The 19841-nt window shown below is 44.7% G+C and carries 17 protein-coding genes; 14 read left to right on the plus strand and 3 right to left on the minus strand.

The features are described 5' to 3' along the window. The first annotated feature begins 1 nt into the window (after nucleotide 1). From fmt to spoVM, 8 genes are all read left to right on the plus strand, one after another. A complete protein-coding gene (gene fmt, locus MKX41_RS05290; RefSeq protein WP_339802989.1) occupies nucleotides 2–937 on the plus strand; it encodes a methionyl-tRNA formyltransferase in 936 nt (311 codons plus the stop codon). 77 nt (nucleotides 938–1014) lie between these two features. Next, entirely contained in the window at nucleotides 1015–2409 is a 1395-nt protein-coding gene (rsmB, locus tag MKX41_RS05295) for a 16S rRNA (cytosine(967)-C(5))-methyltransferase RsmB (RefSeq protein ID WP_340974821.1), read from the plus strand. A gap of 151 nt (nucleotides 2410–2560) precedes the next feature. Continuing rightward, nucleotides 2561–3601 (plus strand): 23S rRNA (adenine(2503)-C(2))-methyltransferase RlmN, encoded by a 1041-nt coding sequence (gene rlmN, locus MKX41_RS05300; RefSeq protein WP_042187390.1) that lies wholly within the window; start codon nucleotides 2561–2563, stop codon nucleotides 3599–3601. A gap of 6 nt (nucleotides 3602–3607) precedes the next feature. Then, nucleotides 3608–4381 carry a Stp1/IreP family PP2C-type Ser/Thr phosphatase gene (locus MKX41_RS05305; protein ID WP_094868546.1) on the plus strand — a complete coding sequence of 258 codons (774 nt, stop codon included), beginning with the start codon at nucleotides 3608–3610 and terminating at the stop codon, nucleotides 4379–4381. Then, a complete protein-coding gene (gene pknB, locus MKX41_RS05310; RefSeq protein ID WP_076282911.1) occupies nucleotides 4381–6648 on the plus strand; it encodes a Stk1 family PASTA domain-containing Ser/Thr kinase in 2268 nt (755 codons plus the stop codon). The genes MKX41_RS05305 and pknB overlap by 1 nt, the downstream gene beginning before the upstream one ends. Before the next feature lie 100 nt (nucleotides 6649–6748). Further along, complete coding sequence (gene rsgA, locus MKX41_RS05315; RefSeq protein ID WP_042187397.1) at nucleotides 6749–7654, plus strand: ribosome small subunit-dependent GTPase A; 906 nt, start codon at nucleotides 6749–6751, stop codon at nucleotides 7652–7654. A 3-nt stretch (nucleotides 7655–7657) separates the two neighbouring features. Next, nucleotides 7658–8323, plus strand: a complete 666-nt coding sequence (gene rpe, locus MKX41_RS05320) for a ribulose-phosphate 3-epimerase (RefSeq protein ID WP_076282910.1) — start codon at nucleotides 7658–7660, stop codon at nucleotides 8321–8323. Between the two features lie 176 nt (nucleotides 8324–8499). Next, the gene (gene spoVM / locus MKX41_RS05325; protein ID WP_020431362.1) at nucleotides 8500–8580 is read left to right on the plus strand and encodes a stage V sporulation protein SpoVM; all 81 of its coding nucleotides are present in this window, start codon (nucleotides 8500–8502) and stop codon (nucleotides 8578–8580) included. 108 nt (nucleotides 8581–8688) lie between these two features. Here spoVM and rpmB read toward each other — a convergent pair whose 3' ends face one another. Continuing rightward, nucleotides 8689–8877: a 50S ribosomal protein L28 gene (gene rpmB, locus MKX41_RS05330; RefSeq protein WP_036686205.1), complete on the minus strand. Its 189-nt coding sequence runs from the start codon at nucleotides 8875–8877 to the stop codon at nucleotides 8689–8691. A 191-nt stretch (nucleotides 8878–9068) separates the two neighbouring features. On the opposite strand from rpmB, the gene MKX41_RS05335 reads away from it, so the two are divergent. The 4 genes from MKX41_RS05335 to MKX41_RS05350 all read left to right on the plus strand — a co-directional run bounded on the left by MKX41_RS05335 (nucleotide 9069) and on the right by MKX41_RS05350 (nucleotide 14216). Beyond that, complete coding sequence (locus MKX41_RS05335; protein WP_340969006.1) at nucleotides 9069–10853, plus strand: DAK2 domain-containing protein; 1785 nt, start codon at nucleotides 9069–9071, stop codon at nucleotides 10851–10853. Between the two features lie 84 nt (nucleotides 10854–10937). Continuing rightward, on the plus strand, nucleotides 10938–11801 hold the full coding sequence (locus tag MKX41_RS05340) for a DegV family protein (protein WP_076282908.1): 864 nt from the start codon (nucleotides 10938–10940) through the stop codon (nucleotides 11799–11801). Between the two features lie 9 nt (nucleotides 11802–11810). Next, nucleotides 11811–13862, plus strand: a complete 2052-nt coding sequence (gene recG, locus MKX41_RS05345) for an ATP-dependent DNA helicase RecG (RefSeq protein ID WP_076282907.1) — start codon at nucleotides 11811–11813, stop codon at nucleotides 13860–13862. A 66-nt stretch (nucleotides 13863–13928) separates the two neighbouring features. Further along, nucleotides 13929–14216, plus strand: coding sequence for a stage VI sporulation protein F (locus tag MKX41_RS05350; protein ID WP_042187408.1), 288 nt, complete (start codon nucleotides 13929–13931; stop codon nucleotides 14214–14216). A gap of 575 nt (nucleotides 14217–14791) precedes the next feature. On the opposite strand, the gene MKX41_RS05355 is transcribed toward MKX41_RS05350, so the two are convergent. Together MKX41_RS05355 and MKX41_RS05360 are read right to left on the minus strand one after the other, a co-directional pair. Next, nucleotides 14792–15652 carry a YitT family protein gene (locus MKX41_RS05355; RefSeq protein WP_339247458.1) on the minus strand — a complete coding sequence of 287 codons (861 nt, stop codon included), beginning with the start codon at nucleotides 15650–15652 and terminating at the stop codon, nucleotides 14792–14794. 286 nt (nucleotides 15653–15938) lie between these two features. Further along, nucleotides 15939–16334, minus strand: coding sequence for a hypothetical protein (locus MKX41_RS05360; protein WP_149644195.1), 396 nt, complete (start codon nucleotides 16332–16334; stop codon nucleotides 15939–15941). A gap of 184 nt (nucleotides 16335–16518) precedes the next feature. Between MKX41_RS05360 and MKX41_RS05365 the strand changes: the two genes are divergently transcribed. Continuing rightward, nucleotides 16519–16932, plus strand: a complete 414-nt coding sequence (locus MKX41_RS05365) for a DUF2500 domain-containing protein (RefSeq protein ID WP_340969009.1) — start codon at nucleotides 16519–16521, stop codon at nucleotides 16930–16932. 97 nt (nucleotides 16933–17029) lie between these two features. Next, a complete protein-coding gene (locus MKX41_RS05370) occupies nucleotides 17030–19756 on the plus strand; it encodes a calcium-translocating P-type ATPase, SERCA-type (protein ID WP_340969010.1) in 2727 nt (908 codons plus the stop codon). Nucleotides 19757–19841: the final 85 nt, after the last annotated feature.

A 19841-nucleotide genomic window follows, 5' to 3' on the forward strand; every position in this document is an offset into this window, starting at 1 on the left:
TATGAAGATTGTATTCATGGGAACCCCAGCCTTTGCGGTACCAAGCTTGCAAATGCTGATGGATGAAGGCTATGAAGTTGTAGCAGTCGTCACCCAACCAGATCGACCGCAAGGACGTAAAAAAATCTTGGCTCCTTCACCAGTTAAAGAAGCCGCTTTATCTCTCGGTTTACCTGTGCTCCAGCCTGAACGGATGCGCAAGCCTGAGGCTGTCGCAGAGCTAGCTGCATATGAGCCTGACCTGATTGTTACAGCTGCTTATGGTCAAATTTTGCCTAAAGCTGTATTGGATTTGCCGCGTAATGGTTGTGTGAATGTTCATGGTTCACTACTTCCTAAATACCGGGGTGGCGCACCGATTCAACGTAGTATCATTAACGGTGAGAAGGTTACCGGCGTTACCTTGATGTATATGGCTGAAGGACTTGACACTGGAGATATGATCTCGCGCGTCGAGGTGGCTATCGAGGATGAGGATACTTCCGGCACGATGTTCGAGAAGCTTAGCCTTGCTGGACGTGATCTTTTGAAGTCTGAAATGCCGCGATTAGTAAACGGCCTTGTTCAAGCTTCTCCGCAAGACGACAGTCAAGCGACCTTTGCTCCTAACCTAAATCGTGAGGATGAGCGTTTGGATTGGAACGCTGGCTCACGTGATAACTATAATCGAATTCGTGGATTAGTACCTTTTTCCGGTGCGTTTACGCTTTGGAATGGAGAGACCTTCAAAGTATGGGCTTCAAAAATTCCTGCTGAGCAGAAATCAACTGATAGTGCGCCAGGAACGGTACTTTCGGTCACTGAACATGGTGTCGAGGTTAAGACAGGAGACGGAAGTCTGCTGCTAACTACGGTTCAACCTGCTGGTAAGAAAGCGATGAGTGCTGCGGATTTTAGCCGTGGCGGTGTTATGAAACCAGGGACGGTGCTAGGTTGAGCGCGGGCGGTAACGGTGCGGGCCGATCAGGAGTAAGCCATAACTCTGGCAATAAAAATAGTAAAGATCATAAAGCTGTGAGTGGTAAAAAGGGCGGTAGCGGAAATAAAGGTAAAGCTGCTACAGCTTCTGCCCGCGATATCACTCTTGATATCCTGGTTAAAGTCGAACAACAAGGGGCTTACAGCAACTTATTGCTGAACAGCAGTCTGCAGAAGTCTGCACTCAGCAGAGAAGATGCTGGACTAGTTACAGAGCTTGTCTATGGTACCATCTCTCGGATGAATACACTTGATTATGTGCTCGAGGAAATTGTTAGCAAAGGGATCGCTAAATTGCAGCCCTGGGTGCGTAATTTACTGCGTCTAAGCTTATATCAAATTATGTACCTGGATCGCATACCATCTCATGCAGCTGTAAATGAGGCTGTTAATATAGCTAAGAAAAAGGGCCATCAAGGAATTTCGGGTATGGTTAATGGCGTGCTTCGTAGTGTGCTGCGCGCTGGAAATCTGCCGGTAATACCTGATGGATTGGGTCCTGCGAAACGGATATCTATTCAGTATTCCCATCCTATATGGTTAGTGAAACGCTGGATTACGGAGTATGGTGTTGACACTGCGGAAGCTATTTGCGCTGCTAACAATGAGCCACCCGCTGTCAGTATACGCGTAAATACTACGATGATTAGCCGTGAAGCCCTATTGAGTCAGATGATTGAACAAGGTCTGCAAGCTTCTGCTTCTGAAGTAAGTCCTTATGGTATTGTTGTAAAAAGCGGCGGTAATCTGGCTCTTTCATCCTGGTACCGGGATGGATATCTATCTGTTCAGGATGAAAGCTCCATGCTTGTAGCTGAAGCTGTTGCACCTGAGCCTGGAATGAGAGTGCTTGATTGCTGCGCCGCGCCTGGGGGCAAAACGGCCCATATGGGCGAGCTGATGAAAGATGAAGGATCTATTTTCGCTAACGATCTGCATCCACATAAAGCTAAGCTTATCTCGGATCAAGCTGCACGATTAGGTCTCGAAAGCGTAGTAACAGGCAGTGCAGATGCACTGGAGCTGGAGCTTACCTTAGAGCATCATTCCTTCGATAGAATTCTTTTGGACGCGCCTTGCTCTGGGCTTGGTGTAATCCGCCGTAAGCCAGATCTCAAATGGCGTAAGCAGCCTGAGGATGTTGTAAGTGTAGCATCACTGCAGGGTCAGCTGCTGCAGTCGGTTTCTAAACTGTTGAAACCGGGTGGTGTTCTGGTTTATAGTACCTGTACGACTGAACAAACGGAAAATAGTGAGGTTGTAGCTGCCTTTTTGGAGCAAAATCCTGATTTCACTTCTATAACATTTGCTTCCCCGCTGTGGGGGAGATTGGAAGGTACTGCGCTGGCTGTTGGTGAGGGGATTCAGTTATTGCCACATCATTATGGCAGTGATGGGTTCTATATCTCCAAGCTTCAAAGAGTCTTGTAATATAGCAAATTTACTGACAATCGTTGTATCTTCCGCCCGCCGGGCTAACGTACGGCGGGCTATTTCTTTTACCGTCTCTGAAATTTGTGTTAAAATAGGAAGAATGAGAAATAATACGCATATCCTTATGAAAGAACAGGTGCTAATAATAATGAAACCTTTAATATATGATTTTTCTTTAGAAGAGTTACAGCAGTGGGCGAAAGATAACGGTGAGCCTGCTTTTCGTGGTGGACAGATTTTTGATTGGTTGTATGTAAAACGTGTAAGTGACTTCGAATCCATGAGCAATTTGTCTAAAGGACTTCGTCAGAAGCTGAACGAGCAATTCTCCATTGCAGCGCTCACTGAGATTACTAAAATGGAATCGAAAGATGGAACAGTAAAATTCCTGTTTGGATTGCATGATGATCATGCGATCGAGACAGTTATCATGAAACATAATTATGGAAATAGCGTTTGTGTAACAACTCAAGTAGGCTGCCGAATCGGCTGTACTTTCTGCGCCTCTACGCTTGGTGGATTGAAACGTGATTTGACAGCGGGTGAAATTGTAGCTCAGGTTGTACGCTCTCAACAGATCTTGGATGAGCGGGGTGAACGTGTCAGCAGTATTGTTATCATGGGTACTGGTGAGCCGTTTGAGAACTATGATGCAACAATGAGATTCTTGCGTCTTATGATTCATGAGAAAGGTCTAAATATCGGACAACGGCATATTACTGTTTCCACTAGCGGGATTGTGCCGAGCATTTATAAATTTGCAGAAGAAGATACACAAATAAATTTGGCGATTTCGATTCATGCACCTAACGACAAACTGCGTTCGAAGCTAATGCCAGTTAACCGCCGCTTTCCGTTTGATGATGTGATTGAATCTTTACGTTATTATCAAGCTAAGACGGGGCGACGGGTCAGCTTTGAGTATGCATTGATCGGCGGGGTGAATGATCAGCCGGAGCATGCTGAGGAATTAGCAGGTGTGCTTAAGAACATGCTGTGCCACGTCAATTTGATTCCAGTAAACCACGTGCCAGAGCGGAAATATGTACGTACTTCACGTAATGATATCTTTGAGTTTCAACGTATTTTGGCTGACAACGGCGTGAATGTTACCATTCGCCGTGAGCAAGGCCATGATATCGCGGCCGCATGCGGACAGCTGCGTGCCAAACATATGGAGTTGGGGTGAGGATATTTGATCAGAACAGTTCATGCCAGCGATATTGGCCGAGTGCGCTCTGTCAATGAGGATTCGGTCTGGATCGGCGCGACGCGCCACGGTTATACACTCGGCATAATTGCCGATGGGATGGGTGGACATCAGGCTGGTGAAACCGCGAGCAGGCTTGCTTTGGAGACGATGAGGAATACCCTAGACGGGCTCCTGCCTGAGCTTCAGGACGAAGCACTGCGTGATGCGTTATCAGCTGCTATTTTGGAAGCTAACAGCACTGTCTTCAAGGAGGCTTCCAGCGACGATAAGTACCACAATATGGGTACTACTGTCGTTGCTGCCCTGATGAATGGTTCAAACGGATATATTGGCCACATCGGAGACAGCAGAGCCTATTTAATAAAGGACAGTGCAGCAGTTCAATTAACCGAAGATCACACGCTAGTCAATGAGCTGTTCAAGAACGGTCAGATCAGTGTGGAGGAATTAGATAATCATCCGAGACGGAATGTGCTGACGAGAGCACTTGGAACAGATGCTGAGGTGCTGGTTGATTTAGCCCCTGTTACCCTGCTACCTGGGGAACTTTTGCTTCTCTGCAGTGATGGTTTAAGTAATTTTGTTAACAATGAGCATTTGGGCAAGGTAGCGGGAATACATGAGATACCGTTAGAGGAAAGAGCGGACCGCTTACTTCAGTTGGCACTGCTTGCTGGCGGCGGCGATAATATTAGCGTCGCTTTGTTAGAACATCATGGAGAGGCCGCTGTGCCCGAAACAAAGGAGTGGGATTGATGATCGGTCACGAACTGGGCGGCCGTTACCAAGTCATCGAACGGATCGGCGGAGGTGGAATGGCGCTCGTCTATAGAGCACATGACATTCTTTTAAACCGAAACGTCGCCATCAAAGTATTGCGTAATCAATTTGTTCATGACGAGGAATTTATCCGCCGTTTTAGGCGTGAGGCGCAATCAGCTGCATCTTTGTCTCATCCGAATGTGGTTAGTATTTACGATGTAGGACAAGAAGACGAAATTCATTATATTGTCATGGAATATATTGAGGGCAAGAATCTTAATGAAATTATAAAAGAACGAGCACCATTACAGGTTGACGAGTCCGTAAGGATCGCTTCACAAATCTGTGATGCACTTGATCACGCTCATCAGAATCAAATTATTCATCGGGATATTAAACCACATAATATATTGATCGGGCGCAATGGCCGGGTGAAGGTAACGGATTTCGGTATTGCTCGTGCGGTAACATCTACTACCATTACTCAGACAGGCTCTGTAGTAGGTTCCGTTCATTATTTCTCACCAGAGCATGCTAAAGGTGTCTCAACAGGAGAGAAATCCGATCTGTATTCATTAGGGATTGTACTCTATCAAATGCTTACCGGAAGTCTTCCATTCTTAGGGGAGAGTCCGATTAGCGTAGCTCTAAAGCATCTGCAAGAAGAGTTTGAAGAGCCAAGGCTCATAAATCCACTTATTCCGCAAAGCGTTGAGAATGTAATTTTAAGATCGATGCGTAAAAATCCGGAAGAGCGTTATCAGTCTGCAAAGCAAATGCTGCAGGATTTAGAAACCTGCTTGTTGCCGGAGCGCCGTAGTGAAGCAAAAGTTCTTTTTAACGATGAGGAAGACGAGGATCGAACGCGGGTAATACCAGCGATTAAACCGATCCAAAGAAGCAATGGAAATCGTAATCATCGCCACGACCGGATGGATAATGATGAAGATGATGATGACGATCCGGTACCTGTGAAAAAAGGTAAAAAACAATGGACTAAACCTGCATTATGGATTGGTTTAACTTTAGTGTTACTGCTGGCTATGGCCAGTCTCGTGTGGTACGTTAAATCCCAATTAGTTGTTCCTGAGGTATCGGTTCCATACGTGGTCGGTAAACAGCTGGAACAAGCGAAGACTGAACTTGAGGATTTGGGGCTTGAGGTTGCTGATCCTATACTGTATGACTACAGTCCGAATTTCGAAGAGAATGTGGTCATGAAGCAAAGTAGGGAAAAGGACGCCAAAGTGAAAAAGGGAGCCTCCCTAATACTAACTGTGAATACGGCGAAACCATTAACTAAGATGCCAGATGTTACAAATTTAAGCTTTGACGAAGCGGTTAAAGCGCTAATAGCAAAGGGTGTACCCCAGAATCAAATTAAGAATGAACCTCTCTTCGATGAAAATATGGAGGTGGGTAAGGTTGTAAAATCAGACCCAGCCATTGACAGCGAGTTTGATCCAGAGACGGTTTCAATCACCCTCTACGTTAGCAAAGGAGAAGAAAGTGTCACGATGCCAGACCTCATCGGTAAGACGGAGAGTGAAGCTAAGGCGCTTTTGGAAGAATCCAAACTGGTCCTCGGAGATGTAAAGGAAGAATCCAGCTTCACAGTTGATGAAGGTAAGGTAACGAAGACTTGGGCTTATGAGAAAGGTACCTCTGTTCCACCTGGAACAGCGATTACGATTTACTTAAGTACAGGTTATCCACCTGAAGCCCTGAATTATACCTTTAATGTACCAGTAGCTCCTGCACAGGATGGAAAGAAGAGCAAGATTCGAATTGAATTCGTTGATGCGCGCAATAATGGTGAAAAACAAGATTGGGGAACGCGTACCATTGGAAAGAGCCAAGTGTTGTCCGTTAATCTAGTGCTTGCTCCGAATAAAGATGGCTCTGTTATTGTTACCCGAGATGGTGTGCTTTTAGACACTTATGTGATTCCATATATTGATGCGAAGAATGGCACGGTGCAAGAACCTGAACCACCGACGGTTCCGACTCCGCAGCCGACTCAGACACCGATAGATCCTACACCTACTGCTGAACCGACCATTGAGCCTGAGATCCTGCCTCCAAGTTCAGACAACGAAGGGTCTACTAATACTGGATCAGTCAATCAGACGGGATTCCTTACTAACAATTCGGTGAATAATGAATCGACCAATAGTGGTAACAACAAGAACAGTAATAAAAATGATGACAAGCATAATAATAAAAACAAAGACAAATCTAAAGATAAAAGCGATAACTAATCAGGGCAGAAGTGCTTGAATAGTTGTGGCAGCGAAGTGACCCGGGGATGTTCAAACTTGGGTCATTTTCGCAAAATCAGGAGAGGAAGGCTCACTATGTATGCCTGAAGGAATAATAGTAAAGGCGTTAAGCGGATATTATTACGTAAAACCGCTTCGTGAAGGATTAATTGCAACAGAGGAAGTTTCAGTTCAATGCAGAGGCCGAGGCATACTTAAGAAAAAGGGGATCGCTCCTCTTGTAGGTGACCGCGTGATCTATATGCTGACTGAGCATGGTGAAGGGATGGTGGATGAGCTTCTCCCTAGAGAATCTGAGTTAATTCGTCCACCTGTAGCGAATGTAAGCCTTGCCGTTCTATTATTTTCTGTGCGGGAGCCTGATATGAACCTGAATCTATTGGACAAGTTCCTAGTTCATATTGAGCACTCGGGACTGGAACCCTTAATCGTTCTGACCAAACAGGATTTGGCTAATGATAATGGTGAAGCCACTAAGTATGTTAAAGAGCTCTATGAGGATATTGGTTATGAAGTGATGGTTACAAGCTCAATTACAGGAGCTGGCAGTGATGAACTAAGAGAGCGGCTTACTGGTGGTATTAGTGTATTTGCCGGACAATCTGGGGTAGGAAAGTCGACCTTATTGAATCGTATTGTGCCAGGACTTAAACTGGAGACAGGTGAGATCAGCTTACGTCTGGGCCGTGGTCGTCATACTACCCGCCATGTTGAATTAATGGATATTGGCGGGGGCGGCTTTGTAGCGGATACCCCTGGTTTTAGTCAGCTTGATTTTCTTGAGCTTGGGGTTGAAGAGCTCTCTACTTGTTTCCGTGAATTTGCTAACTATGCTGGGGATTGTAAATTCCGTGGTTGTAGTCATCAGCATGAACCAGGCTGCCGAGTTATCGAGGCATGGAAAGCTGGGAATATCGCTGATAGCCGGTATGAACATTACAAATTATTTTTTAATGAAATGAAAGATAAAAAGCGGAGGTACTAAGTCATGATACGAATTGCACCATCTATATTGTCTGCCGATTTCGCAAGTTTAGGTTCAGAGGTTGCAGAAGCTGAGGTCAGTGGCGGGGATTGGATCCATGTGGATGTAATGGACGGGCATTTTGTGCCGAATATAACGCTTGGTCCACCAATTGTAAAAGCGGTCTCGTTACATACCAAGCTTCCACTAGACGTTCACTTAATGATTGAGTCTCCAGAACGTTACATTTCTGATTTTGCTGCCGCAGGCGCTAGTGTGATTACTGTTCACGCTGAGGCTTGCGTTCATTTACACCGTGTGGTGCATCAGATCAAGGAATTGGGTCTTAAGGCAGGAGTAGCTATTAATCCTGGCACTCCGGCATCAGCGGTGCGTGAGGTGCTTGAGGATGTGGATATGATTCTCGTGATGACCGTCAATCCTGGCTTTGGAGGTCAAGCATTCATTCCTAACACTTTGCGCAAAATTACTCAAATTAGAGAATGGGCGAATGAAGTCAATCCAGATCTACTTATTGAAGTCGATGGTGGTGTTTCGGAAGCTACAGCGCCATTGGTTGTCAGTGCAGGGGCGGATGTTTTAGTTGCAGGAAATGCAGTTTTTGGCCGGAGTGATCGTGCTGCAGCGATCCTTGAGATTCGAGAAGCAGCCGAAGCGGCGCTTCGTTAAAAAAATAGGCTATTACGACTAAAGGTATAGGCCAAGTCCTCGACGCATAAATATGGTTACATGAGCAGAAATCTCATGTAGCCTTTTTTGTTTTGGCAGGGAGGACTGCAGTACGTTACCGTTAGAACAAGAAGAAAGTCTCCTGCGTACGGCATGAATTGATGGGAGGGTAAACCATGAAATTTTACACGTTTAAGCTGCCAAGGTTTTTGGGAGGTTTTGTTAAAGCGATTTTGAACACATTTCAGAAGAGTTGATCTTGGGCTTGGAACAGAAAAGAAAACATGAAAAAAAGCACCTTACAAATGTAAAGGGTGCTTTTTGCTTCATATGAGTGATCGCTCGGTCTTTAAAATTGCAAAAGACTAAACGCGTTCAACTTTACCGGCTTTCAAAGCACGGGTGCTGACGTACACGCGTTTTGGTTTACCGTTCACGAGGATACGGACCTTCTGAACGTTAACTCCCCAAGAACGACGGTTGCGGTTATTGGCGTGAGACACGTGGTTGCCGCTGCTCGGTTTCTTGCCTGTTACTGCACATTTGCGGGACATAGATTACACCTCCTTATTCCTAACACCTGCATAAAACAATACTTATCTATAATATCACAGCAAATTTTGCTACGTCAACCGATTCAAAAACATTTATTTCTTTTAATACTTATAGTACAATGTAAATTAGTGCATTATGTCCTGTTAATCATAGAATGATTAGGCATGAAGTTAGGAAGGGGAATTCTCAATTGAGTAAGCGTTCTATAAACGGAACAGATTTTACCGCTATGGTATTGGCTGGAGCGGATAAGCTGCAACAGCATGCAGAACACGTCAATTCCCTAAATGTTTTTCCGGTTCCAGACGGAGATACCGGAACTAACATGAATTTGACGATGACCGCAGGTTCGAATGAATTGAAGAAAAATAATACAACGTCTGTCGGTCAATGTGCAGGTGTACTCTCTAAGGGCTTGTTAATGGGCGCACGGGGGAACTCCGGAGTTATTTTATCTCAATTGTTCAGAGGCTTTAGCAGATCTGCAGCTCAACATGATGAGCTAAACACACAGCAATTTGCTGCTGCATTGCAAAGCGGAGTGGACGCAGCCTATAAAGCAGTTGTAAAGCCTGTAGAAGGAACTATTCTTACAGTGGCTAAAGAGGCTGCAAGACATGCTGTCTACTATGCTCGCCGAACTACAGATGTTACAGAGCTCATGACAGAGGTATTGGCCAAAGCAAAGGAAGCTTTAGCCTATACACCGGAACAATTGCCTGTCTTGAAGCAAGTCGGTGTCGTAGACTCTGGCGGTCAAGGACTGGTCTATATTTATGAAGGGTTTCACCAGCATCTGACGAGCGGAAGCTCCGGTGTGTCTGAACCTGTAAAAGGACAACCTCAGGCACCAGTCGTGCCAACAACGGTACCGGTGTTAAAGAAACCTGAAAGCGAACTGTCTTCTGTACAGTCTTCTGCACAATCACAGCTTTCTACAGAGGACATAGAATTTCTATATGATATGGAGTTCTTCATTAATCGCCAGTTAGGTGGTAACGTGAGAACGGATTTTGATGAGGAAACCTTTAGGAAAGCGTTGTCAGTAAATGGTGATTCCATTATTGTAATTTCGGATGATGAAACCATTAAAGTGCATGTGCATTCCAAGGCTCCAGGTGAAGTTTTGAATCTGGCACTTCTCTATGGGGAAATTACGCAGATTCATATTCTCAATATGCGTGAGCAACACCGTGACTTGTTAACTGCAGGGATGGATATTGCACCTATGCCAGATGTTTTCGCCGATATGCCGGATGAACAGAGCCGGGTACAATCAGCTCCAGCCGAACCACCAGCAGATGATTTGGCACCTTACGGATTCATCGCAGTATCATCAGGCGCTGGGATTGCAGATATTTTCAAAAGCCTCGGTGTGGATGTTGTCCTAGCTGGAGGTCAGACTATGAACCCTAGCACAGAGGATTTCGTGAACGCGATTTCTTCTATATCTGCGAAGCATGTATACATTCTGCCGAATAACTCCAATATTGTTCTTGCCGCTCAGCAAGCTAAAGATCTCTTGGAGGGCGAACGTGAGATTACGGTTATTCCAAGTAAAAGCATTCCTCAAGGAATCGCTGCAGCCTTTGCGTTCCAAGAAGAGGATTCTGTGGAGACTAATTCTGGGAACATGCTAGAAGCAATCTCACAGGTCAAGTCGGGACAAGTAACAAATGCTGTCCGTGATACAAGCTTTGATGATCTGGAGATTAAATCCGGGCAATTTATCGGAATTTCGAACTCCAAAATTGTCGCTGCCGCAGATGATCTGTTAGCTGCAAGTCAGGCGTTGCTGTCCAACATGCTTGAGAATGGCGATGAAATCGTTACGATCCTTATTGGAGCAGAAACTGATTCTGAGGTCACAGATTCCTTAAGCGAGTGGCTGGAAGAGACTTACCCGAATGTGGAAGTAGAGATTCATGAGGGTGGCCAACCCCTTTATTATTATCTTTTCTCCGTAGAGCCATAGGTAGATGCTGAGGGTTCTATAACAATTCAGGAGCAACTTGCTAATTACGTAGTTGGCAAAATTATAGTATGGGGGAGATAATCCATGAATCGTACCATTATCGTCACCGACAGCACATCTGATATCCCGCCAGCAATGGCGGAAGCGTATGGCATTGAGGTCGTCCCGTTGACCTTGATGTTCGGCGAAGAGGCTTTCCGGGACAATCTGGATATGACGCCGGAGCAGTTCTATGAGCGACTTCCCCGCTCGTCACAGTTGCCGACTACTTCTCAACCCTCACCGGTTGAATACATGAATGTGTATCGAGATATTTTGGAACGTTACCCGGGAAGTCCTATCCTTTCGTTTCATATTTCTTCTGGACTAAGCGGTACGTACCAATCAGCACTATTGGCTAAATCGATGTTGGAGGAAGAGGGAGAAGGGATCACTGTAGTAGATTCTCTCTCCGCTTCTTACGGTTTTGGATTTATGGTGGTGGAAGCCGCCAGATTGGCTGCTGAAGATAAGAGTCCCGAAGCGATTCTTGAAGCTGTAGAAAGTCTTCGCCAATCTCGTAAGCTTTACTTCTTGGTAGATACACTTGAATATTTACAAAAAGGCGGGAGAATCGGAAAGGCCTCGGCCATTCTGGGAACGCTTCTTAATATTAAGCCGATCCTGTCTATTGATGCAGAAGGAATAATATATGCGGTGGAGAAAGTTAGAGGCCGTAAGAAGGCTATTGCCCGTATGATTGAATTATTTAAGAAGGATATTCAAGGTGTAGACAAAATCAATGTGGCCGTGGGTCATACGGCTGAACCGGCTTCCGGTGAAGAGTTCCTGAAAGAGCTGTCAGGACATTTTACACTAGAAGAGAAAGTGCTGACGAACGTCGGCCCTGTCGTGGGCAGCCATGTCGGAAACGGTACGTTAGCTGTATTCATTTGGCCTGCAAAATGAGGGATGAATATGACACTGTCATTAAATCAAATTGAAGTAAAAAACATAACTGGCGTGAGTGCTCAAAAGCAAAGCGAGCTTCACGCCTTTGGCGTCTTTACAGTAAAGGATTTGTTAGAGTATTATCCGTTCCGTTATGAGGATTATCGCCCGCGCTCGCTGAGTGAAACCAAACATGGGGATAAAGTGACTACAGAGGCTAAAGTGATCGGTATCCCTGTACTGCAACGTTTTGGAGGCAAGTCACGACTTAGTTGTAAAATGGTTGCTGAGCCTTGGATGTTCACAGCTACATGGTTTAATCGTCATTACGTGCGTGAGCAACTTACTGTGGGGAGAGAAATTGTACTCACAGGTAAATGGGATCAGAAGCGAAATCAAATTACAGTGACGGATTTTGAATTCCCCGATCGTGGGGAAGGGAAGACAGGGACTCTACAGCCGGTCTATTCCGTCGGTGGAAAGATCACGCAGTCGTGGATCAGGAAAAGTATTAATCAGGCGCTTCAACAGTATGGAGATTTAATTCCCGAGATACTACCACATTCTATTATGCGGCAATATGATTTTATGCCCCGTAAACGGGCGATTGCTACCATTCATAGGCCAGAGGATACGCGTGAAGGGCAGCAGGGACGCCGCAGGATGGTGTATGAGGAGTTGTTTCTGTTCCAGTTGAAGATGCAGGCATTCCGGGTACTCAATCGCGGTAGGATGGATGGTGTAGTTCATACTGTAGATAACGCAACCGTGCGCCAGTTTGTTCGCAGCTTACCTTTTGAGCTTACAGATGCTCAGAAACGAGTAGAGCTGGAGATCTTACATGATCTGCGATCACCATATTGCATGAATCGACTGCTTCAAGGTGATGTGGGTTCCGGCAAAACGGTACTAGCTGCCGTCGCGCTTTTTGCCACCGTGCGATCTGGTTTTCAGGGTGCGCTTATGGTGCCCACTGAGATTTTAGCAGAGCAGCATATGCGTTCACTTACGAAGATGTTTGAGCCGTTTGGAATTACGGTTGGTCTGTTAACAGGGAGCGTAACTGGACGGAAACGTAAAGAATTGTTAGCTTCACTACAAATGGGGATGCTCGATATTGTTGTAGGAACGCATGCATTGATTCAGGAGGATGTATTTTTCCGTGATCTGGGTCTTGTAGTTACGGACGAGCAGCATCGGTTTGGTGTAAACCAGCGAGGTGTATTGCGGCGTAAAGGATATAATCCGGATGTACTTACGATGACTGCAACACCTATTCCACGTACACTTGCGATCTCTGTTTTTGGAGATATGGATGTATCCACGCTGTCGGAAAGACCGAAAGGCCGAGTGCCAATAACTAGTTATTGGGTCAAGCATGATCTCATGGATCGTGTCCTAAATCTGATTAAGCGTGAAATAGAGCTGGGACGTCAGGCTTATCTGATCTGTCCGCTCATTGAAGAATCGGAGAAACTGGATGTACAGAATGCTATAGATTTACATATTCAGATGAGCCAAGCTTTTCCTAACTATAAAGTTGGGCTTTTGCATGGAAAGATGTCTCCAGCTGAAAAAGATGAAGTGATGCGAGCATTTTACAACAATGAACTGCAACTCTTAGTATCCACAACGGTTGTAGAAGTGGGTGTAGACGTTCCTAATGCCACGTTGATGATTATTATGGATGCAGACCGGTTCGGATTATCACAGCTGCACCAGCTTCGTGGACGGGTTGGTAGAGGTCAGCATGCCTCTTATTGTGTACTAGTGGCTGATCCGAAATCTGAAATCGGGCGTGAACGAATGACTGCTATGACGGACACCGATGATGGATTTGAGATTTCGCGGAGAGATTTGGAGCTGCGTGGTCCAGGTGATTTTTTTGGAACCAAGCAGAGTGGATTACCGGAGTTTCGCTTGGCGGATATGACGGCTGACTTTGAAGTGCTGGAGCAGGCGCGTGATGATGTGGCAGAGCTGCTTAAGGATGAGAAGTTCTGGACATCTCCTGAATATGCACCTCTTCGGCATTATTTACAAGGCGAGCAAATTTTCCAAGGGGAATTAATTGACTAAGTAGGCACATCTAGCTCCTAAGCCTCATATACTGTGAAAGATTGGATATGACGGGAGGTGCTACACTTGGGTTATCAACAATTCGGAATTAGCCCTCAGCTCGTGGAACGCATCAAGCTGAAGATGAAAAACGCGACTGTCAAAGATCGTATTAAAAATATGATTAACGGCGTCTCGAAACAAGAGCTACAGGACACGGCAGTTGTTCGCAGGTTGGTACGGAATGCGTCAGGTGTACTGAACGAGAAACTGACCTCGACGCAGGAAGACCAAATTGTGAAATTTATTATCGCTCAGAAAATTGATCCAAACAACACCTTCCACTTGATCCGTTTGTGGGGAATGTTCCGTTAGGAAAGTTTGCTAGCGAGTATAGGCTAGATCTTAGCTCTAATTCTCAGCTAGCTAAAGGAGTAGAGGCTGTCTCAAAAGTAGTGAATGCTGCTTTTGAGACAGCTTTTTTTTGTGTGAATCAAGGATGAATTCTAGGGAAAAGCAGACAAACAAACACTGGCTCATTAACGTTGATTAATGAACGCCGACTGACGAATACTGATTAACGAACGTAGACTAACCAATAATTTTCCGGTGAAAATCCTGCAATAGTACATCTTTAGATGATACGAGGAGGGTTAAAGTATTGATTCCTGCAAATCTGCAGGAATTCTTGCATCAGAAGAAGCTTTCGAGCCATAAATGAGGATATTCCTGTACATTTGCAGGATTTGGGCTTAATGGAGCGGATATCTGAGCCAAAAGATGTACTTTTGCAGGATATCGCAATTCCAGCGAAAGAACCTCGGTTGATATCGCAAAAGTAGCGCTCCCCCCATACACGGGAGAAACGCTATTTCTATTACGTGGAATCATAAAGGTTACCTTCAAACAAAGAAGACGTAATCATCCTACTCATCGTACTGCCCTAATAGTTAGGATGGCAGATTACTCAATCTTTGATCACTGGCAGCTGATTTGAGCACTATTTGGCTGTCAGGATCACAATTAAGAACAATGGTCCGCAATTGATGTTCTTCCATTTTGTTGATGAGACAAAACAATGTGCTCAGCTCTCCATTTTGCCCGGAGCCTTCAGCAAGCCCAACTTCTCGATTTAATGAGTTTTCGAGAGCTTCCTGGATATCCATGCAACTATTGCTGGTAATCCATGCAGCGCGTGAATCGGATAACCCTCGGAGTGAGAATCTCACACCTTCGAAGGCCAATAAGTAAGCAATAATGGAGTACATGGCTTGCTCCCAGCCAAATAGTGTGCCTGCTATAAGCAAAATAGCACAGTTCAGAATCATGATGACGACTTCGGTTGACTTTGGCGGTCCACCACTCAGAAGTGAATATCCTTGATCACTTGCATGTTTGTTCACACCACCAAATCGGACAGATATACCGATACCGAGTCCTAAACATATGCCACCTGCCATAGCAGCAGGTAAAGGATCACTAATCACTGCAGGAAAACGGTGTAGAGCAAGAGAAGCGATGGTCAAGCAAGCTAATCCTAGAACGGTATACAGAGCAAAGCGAAGATTCACTTGCTTTCGAGACATGAATATAAAAGGTAGATTGAATAGAAAAAGAAACAATCCCAGCCGCATCTCAGTGGTATGAGCGAATAATGCCGATAAACCTGTGATTCCACCAACTACAAGCCCATGTGGTATGAGAAATAACTCTAATCCTACTGCGGCAAGTAGTGCTCCTGCAATAACGGTAAGAACTCGGAATACTGAATTTTTACGTAATTGTTTATGTTGTGTTGTCTTAGTCTGCAATGTTTTTCCTCCTTTAGCAGGGGAAACAACTTTATTCATTTCGTAGGTAGCGACAGCTTTTTGGGATAATTTTAACAGCATGTCACTTCTTTAATTTATATACTGTATCCAATAATTTATAGATCCATTTTGATTCCTATGCTAGAAGTAAGTTTGCATAACAAATTTTTACCGATTCCCGTTAAATCCGATTCTCTATAATCCATGAAAGTCTAGCCTACATTTAGGTGTCTTATAATTATTTCGCTTTCTTCGAATTTTTATCAATGGAAGTTCTAAATGACCCTCAGTAACAATCATTTAAGATAGAGATGAAATTCGCATTGCGTGATATTAGAAAGTGAGAAGTGAATTTTAACAGGTACAGTCGCAGTCGAAGCAAGAATTTATAGATCACAGGACGGAATACAAAAGAAAGCACAGGGAGTATCGCGGCTACCGCAATAGATTTAGTTCCCCACTGTTCAGTTATTTTGATGGCTCCTATTTGAGGAGTTATTTGGGGTACCGTCCTTACGGGAGCTATAAACTTTCGCTCGAAGCGTTCAATTTCGGTTGTCGTTGATTCTTGCTCCGTAGTGAATAATCCTCCAGACCAAACCGGTGGAAAAGAAAACATCATTCCCAGAATTAGGACTATACGAAGAAACCAAAGTAGTGACAAGCGCGCTATATATTGCACCGAAATAACACCTCCCAACTGTATGTAGTATAAAAAGCATACCATACCTTATCATTTGATTCCAAATTGTTTTGTGAAAAAAATTCATTTGAAAACGATGAAAACAAGAAACCGAACGGGAAAAATGACGTATTTCGTAGAAAAGAAGACTTTTATTATCTTCTATCAGTCAGGAGGAATGAATTTGAGCGAATGGCAGGATTTTAACGGTTTTGATAAACGAAGCTTTTTCGGAAGTTTCATTCATGAGATGCCCCTATTTTTTAAATTATTTGCTTTGTTTATTCTAGGTGTTTTCGTCTTTATAATTTATAAATCAGTGAGAAGCTGGATAGCCAACAACGCAAGTCCCTTGATAAAAGCTAGCTCTAAAGCTGTAACGAAACGGACTGAGGTATGGGGTGGATCGGGTGAATCGAGCGCACATACTAGTTATTATGTGACGTTTGAGTTTGAAGATGGTGGACGCTTGGAATTGCAGGTTAGAGATCAGGATTTTGGTCTGATTGTAGAAGGGGATCGAGGAGAACTCCTTTATCAAGGGACTAGATTCAAGAGCTATGATCGAGTCAAGCAGACGGAACAGCTTAATTTCTAAAATTGTACATAACGTTCTAGAATCACCGTGCCTTTTTTGGGTAAGACTCATATGAGAGGTTTTACCAGAATCTCAATCCCGGAAGGAGGCTATTGTCTTGAACTCAAATGATCCAAAATCGCAGGGGCAGGTACCTTTTCATACACTAAGTGAGGAAGAAGTGCTCAAAAGGCTGGAAACTAGGAAAGATGGTTTGTCTTCCGGTGAAGCCGCTAAACTTCTGGAGCAGTATGGGAAGAACGTACTTCAAGAAGCAAAAACCAAATCTCTGCTAGGAAAATTTATTGAACAATTTAAAAATGTAATGATCTTTATTTTGCTAGTGGCGGCAGTATTGTCTGGGGTTTTGGGAGAATGGACAGATACAGTCATTATTTTGTTGGTAGTCATCCTGAATGCGGTACTTGGCGTTATTCAGGAAAATAAGGCAGAGCAGGCGCTAGATGCCCTGAAAAGTATGTCCTCTCCGCATGCCAGAGTGCGACGTGGAGGACAGGTCTCAGAGATTAAAAGTGAAGATCTCGTACCTGGGGATATCGTATTGCTGGAAGCTGGAAATGTAGTTCCGGCGGATATTAGACTGTTAGAAGCTGCTTCTTTGAAAACAGAGGAAGCCGCATTGACCGGAGAATCATTACCTTCAGAAAAGAAGATAGGTGTGCTTGAAGGAAGCGATATTGTTATTGGGGATCGCACCAATATGGCTTATATGAGCAGCAATGTAACTTACGGTAGAGCGGTTGGTGTCGTCACAGCTACAGGAATGCAGACTGAAGTCGGCAGGATTGCTGGATTTATCTCGGAGGAAGAGAATGATGTAACACCGCTGCAAAAGAAACTGGATGAACTAGGAAAATATTTCACCTTTATTATTCTTGGTGTCTGTGTAGTCATTTTTGCCGTCGGTATATTTGAGGGTAGAGAGCTGCTGGATATGCTTCTCACCTCGATCTCACTTGCAGTAGCAGCGATTCCTGAAGGGCTGCCAGCAATTGTGACGATTATCTTGGCACTCGGAGTGCAGCGGATGGCTAAACGTAAAGCGATCATTCGCAAACTCCCTGCTGTAGAAACGCTCGGAAGCACCGAAATTATTTGCTCTGACAAGACAGGTACTTTGACTCTAAACAAGATGACTGTCGAAAAAGTGCATGTCAATGGAACTACGAAAGAAGCTGCTGAAGGCCTTGAAGGGACACCGGGTGGTGAACTATTGCTTCAGGCTATGACGCTTTGTAATGATTCCAGCATTGACGAAGGAAATTCTTCTGAAGAACCTGGAGGGAATAAAGGAGCTAAGGACCCACAAACTAAGAGTGGTAAAGCGATTATCGGGGATCCAACGGAAACAGCGTTAGTGGACTACGCGCTCAGTATAGGTACTGATAAAAGGGATTTAGAAAAGAAATTCCCACGTAAAAATGAACTGCCATTTGACTCCGATCGCAAGCTGATGACGACGATTCATGAAGTTGAGAACGGACGTTATCGTGTGTTAACGAAAGGTGCACCAGATGTGCTTTTGTCCAAATGCAGCCATATCTATGTGGATGGAGAGATCGTTCCTTTTAATGATGAACATTCACGACATATCATGGAAAGTAATACAATGCTTGCGAATGATGCACTGCGGGTGCTGGCATTTGCTTTCAGAGATGAACAGCAGCTACCGACTAACCTCTCCCCGGAAGCTACGGAGAAAGAACTTGTATTTATCGGTTTAGTCGGTATGATTGATCCTCCACGAGAGGAAGTACGGGATGCGGTAGCTATCTGTCGTAAAGCGGGGATTAGACCTGTAATGATTACAGGAGATCATCGAGATACTGCAGCGGCCATTGCTAAAAGATTAGGTATTATCGAAGATGAGACAGGCGTATTGACCGGCAGTGAGCTGGATAAATTCAGTGAAGAGGAATTTGCTGAGAAAGTCACTAATTATTCGGTTTATGCACGTGTATCTCCTGAACATAAAGTTCGGATCGTTAAGGCGTGGAGGAAAAAAGGGAAGATTGTTGCCATGACGGGTGACGGTGTGAATGATGCTCCTGCGCTTAAATCATCAGATATCGGCGTCGGGATGGGCATCACAGGAACGGATGTAGCTAAGGGCGTCTCAGATATGGTGCTAGCTGATGATAACTTTACGACCATAGTTGTTGCTGTTGAAGAAGGACGGAAGGTTTACAGCAATATCCGTAAGGCCATCCAGTTCCTACTCTCAGCCAATCTTGGGGAAGTGCTTACGCTATTCATTGCAACCATGATCGGCTGGCGGATACTCGAGCCCATTCATATTCTGTGGATTAATCTTGTTACCGATACCCTACCGGCATTAGCTCTTGGGCTTGAGAAGGCGGGGGATGATTTGATGTCGAAGAAACCACGCAAAGCCAGCAGCAGTATCTTTGCTGGTGGCGTGGGAATCGGGATCATCTACCAGGGTATATTAGAGGCGGCGCTTACGCTGTTTGTATACCAGTGGGCACATACCCATTACAATGAGGGAATTGCGGTTACGATGGCATTCGCCACATTAGGATTGCTGCAAATTTCTCATGCATTTAACGTCAGATCCAATACGAAATCGTTGTTCCAGATTGGCTGGTTCAGCAATCGGTATATGCTGTGGGCATCACTGATCTCTACACTTATGCTGGTGCTGGTGATTATCATCCCAGGACTGAATGACTGGTTTGGTGTCTCACATTTAAGCGGGTTACAGTGGGGAATTGTAATTGCTGCAGCACTGGCAATTATAGTGATTGTAGAGTTTGTAAAGCTGTTTGTACGTTTAAGTGGCAAGGGCAAGAATTGGGATTAAGAATACCGCTTTATGCTGCAACAAAGAAGCCTGAACCCTTCCATAGCGGAGGATTCAGGCTTTCTTTATAGGTGCCTTTAGTCAG

It is taken from the genome of Paenibacillus sp. FSL R5-0475 (assembly GCF_038004585.1).
Lineage (GTDB): Bacteria > Bacillota > Bacilli > Paenibacillales > Paenibacillaceae > Paenibacillus_AQ.